Origin of the sequence: Thiohalocapsa marina, from assembly GCF_008632335.1 — a bacterium.
Taxonomy (GTDB): Bacteria; Pseudomonadota; Gammaproteobacteria; order Chromatiales; family Chromatiaceae; genus Thiohalocapsa; species Thiohalocapsa marina.
This window is the reverse complement of sequence record NZ_VWXX01000004.1, coordinates 266,917-273,085: the sequence shown is the minus strand read 5'-3', so window position 1 is coordinate 273,085 and position 6,169 is coordinate 266,917. Positions and strand designations below refer to the sequence as shown.

General features: G+C 65.7%; 3 protein-coding genes. 1 reads left to right on the top strand and 2 read right to left on the bottom strand.

The features are described 5' to 3' along the window. A partial coding sequence (locus F2Q65_RS05145) for a hypothetical protein (RefSeq protein WP_211353952.1) occupies nt 1-828 on the top strand: 828 nt, incomplete at its 5' end. 109 nt (nt 829-937) lie between these two features. Here F2Q65_RS05145 and F2Q65_RS05140 read toward each other — a convergent pair. Both F2Q65_RS05140 and F2Q65_RS05135 read right to left on the bottom strand, forming a co-directional pair. Continuing rightward, nucleotides 938-2,302 (bottom strand): HlyD family type I secretion periplasmic adaptor subunit, encoded by a 1,365-nt coding sequence (locus tag F2Q65_RS05140; protein WP_150091076.1) that lies wholly within the window; start codon nt 2,300-2,302, stop codon nt 938-940. Beyond that, nucleotides 2,302-6,168 (bottom strand): peptidase domain-containing ABC transporter, encoded by a 3,867-nt coding sequence (locus F2Q65_RS05135; protein ID WP_150091074.1) that lies wholly within the window; start codon nt 6,166-6,168, stop codon nt 2,302-2,304. Before F2Q65_RS05135 ends, F2Q65_RS05140 begins: the two co-directional genes overlap by 1 nt. Between the last annotated feature and the right edge of the window lies 1 nt (nt 6,169).

The window sequence follows — 6,169 nt, the reverse complement described above, 5'->3', positions numbered from 1 at the left end:
GGCGACGTCGGACTCGTCGGCGACGTCGGGCTCGTCGGCGACGTCGGGCTCGTCGGCGATGTCGGACTCGTTGGCGATGTTGGGCTCGTCGGCGAGGTCGGGCTGGTCGGCGATGTCGGCCTCGTCGGCGACGTCGGGCTGGTCGGCGATGTCGGACTCGTCGGCGACGTCGGACTCGTCGGCGATGTCGGACTGGTCGGCGACGTCGGACTCGTTGGCGAAGTTGGGCTGGTCGGTGAAGTCGGACTGGTCGGTGAAGTCGGACTGGTCGGTGAAGTCGGACTGGTCGGTGAAGTCGGCTCATCTGCCGCATCAGCTGTACCGATATCGGCGCCGAGCGGCTCTACAACGTCGAATGAGCGGTATTCGATGTCGGGTTCGGTCTGGCTTGTTTCGTCAGCGGACGTGATGTCGCTTTCTGGCTGCGGAAAGTCGAGCGGAGATACAGGGTCCTGGCTGCCTGCGGTGACGTCGGTGGTGGGCTCTGGCGACCGCGGGATGTCTGGCGCGCTGCTGGGGATCTGCGGCTGTTCCTGTTCGCCGCCAAGGTCCGGCAGGGTGTCGGCATCTTCGCCGGGCGTGCGCGTCTGGATGTTCTCGTTGCCCTCTCCCATGGCGCGGTCGGGCGGAGCTTCCAGCTCTTCGGGATTCTCCGGCGTGGCGTCCGGAACGTCCTGCAGCGCGGTTTGTTCGTCGAACGAGACCCCTTCCTCATTCGTCGGTTCCGACGATGGATTCTGGTTGGTTTCGTCTAACGGGGTGTTCGGCTCAGCCATGGACTTCCGCTCCAGAAAGCGACTTCTGCACTATCAATGTAGTTGGCGATGAGGGGTGCCGCTAGCTGGCCATTGGTTACATGGGGCGGTCGCGCCCGGTGAGGCCGGGCGCGCTGGTAAGCGTGTTTTCGGCTTGCGTGCTGATTTTTTCAGGGCCTCCGCTAGCGCTCTCTGAAGGCCCGGGAGACGGCGTCGGCGATGGGTTGCGCCAGATAGCCGAGAACGGTCTTCTGGCCGGTGACGATTTCCGCCTCGACGGCCATGCCGACCTGCAGCGGATTGAGGTCCGGATCGTCGCCCACGTAGGGTTGGTCGAAGCCGACCCAGCCGAGAAAATAGACCGCGCCGCCCGGTTCCAGGATGTTGGATGCGGAGATGCGTTTCAGCACGCCCCGGGCATAGCCGTAGCGGGAGTAGTCGTAGGCGCTGACGCGCAGATTGACGTCCTGTCCGGGCCGGACGAAGCCGATGTCCTTGGGCAGGATGCGGACCTCCGCCTCCAGCGGAGCGGTATCCGGGACGATTTGCATCAGCAGTTCGCCGGGCTGAATCACCTGGCCCACGGTCTGGACCTTCAGGTCATGCACGTAACCGTGATCTGGCGCCACCACCTCCAGGCGTTGCACGCGGGCATCCAGCCGCTGCAGGCTTTCCTCCACCTCCGCAATCTCCGCGCGGACGGTGCCAAGTTCGGTCGACGCATCGCGGCGGAGCTGGTTTTCGGTATCCAGCAGCCGCGTCTCGGCCTCCGCCAGTTCTTGCGTGACCAGGTCGATTTCCTGCGTCAGGCGCGCGACCTCGCCCAGGGCGGTGATCTGGGCGCGGCGCGTCTCGAGCAGCGTGGTGCGGTCGATGAGCTTGCGCTCGCCCAGTTCCTCGCGCATCTCGATCAGTTCCGTCGTCAGGGCCTGTTGCTGCCGGGCGATGTCGAGCGCGTCTTTCAGTTGTGCCAGGCGGTGTTGGCGCTGATCGATCTGCCGGCCGAGGATCTCCAGGGTGGAGTCTCGCGTGGCGGTCTGGTTGAGAAAGATCCCGCGCTGATCGGCCACGAGCCCGGGATAGCGGTCGACATAGTCGGAAAAATCCGGATCACGGTCGCTGACGAAGGCATCGAGCCGCTCGGCGCGAAGCTGCAGTGCCGCCAGGCGCGCCAGCATCTGCTGTTGATCGGCCATGGCCTGGGAGCCGTCGATTCTCAGCAAGACCTGGCCTTGCTGCACCAGCATCCGTTCGTCGACCTCGATGGATTCCACCACGCCGCCATCGAGGTGTTGCACCACCTTGATCTTGCCGGACGGGATGATCTGTCCGCGTGCCGTAGCGATTTCCGGCAGTGTAGTGGTTCCGGCCCAGGCAAGAAAGATGATGACCATGCCGGTGACCAGCAACAGCACCGGGCGGAAGAATGCCGGTATCAGTTCTTCCTCGACCTGGGCGGCCTCCGACAGCAGGCGCCGCTGGCGGCTGCCGAGCTTTACGTCGTGATTGCCCGTCTGACTGTTCGCGTTTTTGGTCTCGGTGCTCATCAACGCAACCCCGCCATTATCTTTGCCTCAAGTTGATCGAAGGGGCCGATCGCGGTGACGCGGCCCTTCTCCAGGTACAACACCCGGTCTGCGAGCCGCATGTGGCCGGGCCGCAGCGTGACCACGATCAGTGTGGTTCGCCCCATCAGCCAGCGGATGCAGCGCTCCAGCGCCAGGTCGCCGGCGGTGTCCATGCCGGTGCCCGGCTCGTCCATCAGCACCAGGGGCGCGGGCCGCAGCATGGTGCGGGCAAGCGACAGTCGCTGACGGAACCCGCGCGGCAGTTGCAGCGCGCGACTGCTGGAGATGCGGGTCTCGAAGCCCTCGGGCAGGTCTTCGATATCCGCCAGCAGCCCGGACATGTCGGCGGCCCAGCGTATCTCGTCGTTGCTGGCTGCCGGATGCGCGAGTCGCAGGTTCTGGGTGATCGTGCCGTAGAACAGGTCGCAGCTCTGCGGCATGTAGCTGATGCGGGAGCGCAGGTCGGTGGTGGTCAGTTGCCGGATGTCGATGTTGTCGAGCCGGATGCTGCCGGCCTGGGGCAGATACATCTTCAGGATCAGGTGCAGCAGCGTGCTCTTGCCGGCGCCGTCCGGCCCGGTGATGGCCAGGAACTGCCTGGAGGCGATCTCGCAGGTCACGCCGAGCAGCGCCGGGTCGCTGTCATTGGAGTAGCGGAATGACACCCGCTCCAGGTTGACCTGCCCCTGGACCGCGGGCCGGATGGTCTGGTGGATGCCGCGATCACGCTCCAGCGGCAACCGCATCAGGTTGTCGATCTGGCGGATGTTTTCCTTGATGCGCGTGGCCGAGGTCGACGCCAGGAACAGGTTCTGCATCGGCCCGGTGATGCGCCAGATCAGGATCTGGGTGGCCAGCAGGGTGCCGTTGCTGATCTCACCCTTGATGGCCAGGAAGGCGGACGTGATCAGCGTCAATACGCCGGTGCCACCCGCCAGCACCCGCGACAGGCCCTGTACCTGTTGCGTGAGGCGGCGACTGCGGAATCCGCTCAGCACCGCCTCGGCGCTCAGCGTGCGCAGCCGCTCGGTCCAGGCGGGCTCGGCGCCGCTCTCGCGAATAAGGCGCAGCGCATGTAGCGTCTCGTCGATGAATTCGCGGCGCGCCGCCGATGCCACGGACGCCGCCTGGGATGGCCGCTTGCTTGCGCGAAAGACAAAAAACCCGGCCAGTGCGAAGGCGCTTACGGAGGCGAGCAGCACGATGCTCATCCACGGATTGATCAGTACCAGCACGGCCACCAGGATCAGCGTTGCGGGGAGGTCGAAGGCCAGTCGGGCGATGGGGCCGACAAAATATTCCCGCAGGCGGTGCAGTCCGCGAAGCCGCCGGACCTGTCGGGTGACGGGCACGCCCTCGATGGATACGGATCGCAGCCCGAGGATGCGTCGCGTCAGGCCGATACCGATGATGTATTCGGCGCGACCGCCCACATGGCCCAGCATGCGGCCCTTCACCATGCTGAGTATCCAGCCGATGGCGACGGCGATGAGCGCACCGACGAACAGGTACAGCTCGATCTGGATGTCGCCCACCGGGATCACACGGTCCCAGGTGGTGCGGGTGTATAGGGGCGGCGCCAGGCTGAGGATGGTGGTCAGGACCGTGATCAGCAGGATGAGGCGCTGATGGGCGCGAAACCGGTGCAGGACCCCGGTCACCCAGCTTGTCTTGCTGTCGGGCGTGTCCCGTGCCGGAGCGGGTTTGAACACGTAGAAGGTGCCGGCCCCGGACAGGCGGTCCACCAGCATCTGTTCTCCGCTGCCGCCGTCGAACACCCGCAACTGGCCCTCGAGCGTGCGCTCGATGACGACCTGCGCCGGACCGCGCCTGGGCAGATACAGGTAAGGGGCCAGCCGGTCGTCCGGCGGCTTGCGCATGGCCCCGAGCGGGTGCACTGCGTATTCCAGCTCCGACAGCACCGCAAACAGCCCGGACAGGTCCAGCTCGATATCCATGTGCGGCAGGGCTTCCGCCAGATCCTGCGTCTGACCCTGCCAATCCAGGGCATACAGCAGGGGCTGGAGGCAACGCGACAGGTCGGTGGGGTGTGTCAGACGCTCTTCGATCAGCCGGGCCAGGTGGCCATCGGTCTCCGGCCGCGGCGGGGCTTGCGCAGGTTCCTGATCGGCCAGGGGCTGCTCGGGCGCGGTGTCGTGGAGCCGGCCATCGTGCAGGTAATAATTCCGATCTGCCAGGGCGAGATACGACGGGCGATGCGACACCAGGATCAGGCTGCATCTGCCCTTCTGCTGTTCCAGGTAGCGGCGCAGATCCCGGTCGCGATCCATGTCGAGCGCCATGTTGGCCTCGTCGAACAGGATTACGTCCGGATCACGGACCAGCGCGCGGACAATGCTGATCAACTGGCGAAAGCCCATCGACAGGGTTTCGCTGGCGTTTTCGCCGAGCCGTGTCTCGTAGCCCAGTTTCATGCCGGCGACAACGGCGTCCAGGCCCAGCTCGGAGGCCAGTTCCAGCGCCCGCCGATTCAGCGACGCGTCGAACATGGTCAGGTTCTCGAGGATGGTACCGGAGACGACGATCCCCGCCTCGGGCAGCAGCGCGATGCGGCGGAAGCATGAACTTGCGGCAAAGTCGGATAGCGGACGGTCGTCCACCAGGAGCTCGCCGGCATCCGCCTGTTCCAGGCCCCGGATGACGTTCAGCAGGGTTGTCTTGCCGCAACCGCTTGCCCCGCGGATGGCAATGTAGGCGCCCTTGGGAACCGTCAGATTGACCCCGGAGAACAGCGGCTGATCGGTAAACCGGACCTCGACGTCGCGCAACTCGATGCCGCGCTCGATCGGTGGTAGCGGTGGCTTGCCGGGCTCATCCACCACCGGCAGGGCCATCAGCTCCCGCAGGCGCTGGTTGGCGCTGATGAACTCCTGGTAGCGATGCTTGAACTGCAGTCCCTGGCGCAGCGGGCGCATGAGCCGCACGGACAGGATCAGCGAGGCGGCCAGGCCGCCCGAGGTCATGTCGCCCTGGATGACCATCCAGGCACCGACCGAGATGATGCAGATCACCATGAGCTGCGAGAAGTAGTGCCCCAGGCGGTCGGCCCGGTCGCTCAGGGTGGTGCTGTGCTCCTCTTCCTCGGCGCTGGCGCGTTGCAGCATCTCGTAGCGCCGCAGCATCGAGCGCTCCATCATCATGGTCTTGACCGTGTGGATGCCCGACAGCAGCTCGTACAGGAAACCAGTACGGCGGTCCTCTATGCCTGCCCGGCCCTGGACAAGACCTTGCCTGGCTCGGCCATGGCGCATCATCAGCAGCGTGAACAGCAGCAGCAGCGTGACCGGCACCAGCACCAGCGCGCCGCCGATCAGGTAGATCAGTCCGAGGAAGAGGAACACGAACGGCAGGTCCAGCAGCCCGAGCAGCGCCTGGCCGGAATAGAACCCGGAAACGCGGCTGGCCGCCTGGATCATCTCGGCGTAGACGCTGGGCTCATTGCGCTGGTAGCGGCGCAGGGGCACGCGAAACAGGTGGTCCAGGGCCTGAATGGTGGCGCGGTGTTCGAACCGCGCGCCGAGCCAGCTGGTGAGCATGCCGTTGATGACGCGCAGCAGTTGTTCCAGGATCAGGGCCGCGAACAGGCCGATGGCCAGAAAGCCCAGGGTGGACAGGGCCTGGTTGACAATGACCCGGTCCAGGATCTGCAGAATGGCCAGGGGCAGCGCCAGCACCAGCACGTTCGAGACCAGGGCGCTGGCGATCAGTGCCGGCAGCACCTTGCGCAGGTCGGGCGCGCCGAGCAGTTTGATCAGGGAGCCCGACGTGACCGTACCGGCTTCGGTCGCGTGGCCAGGCTTCGCGTCTTTCGCGGGATTGCTCATA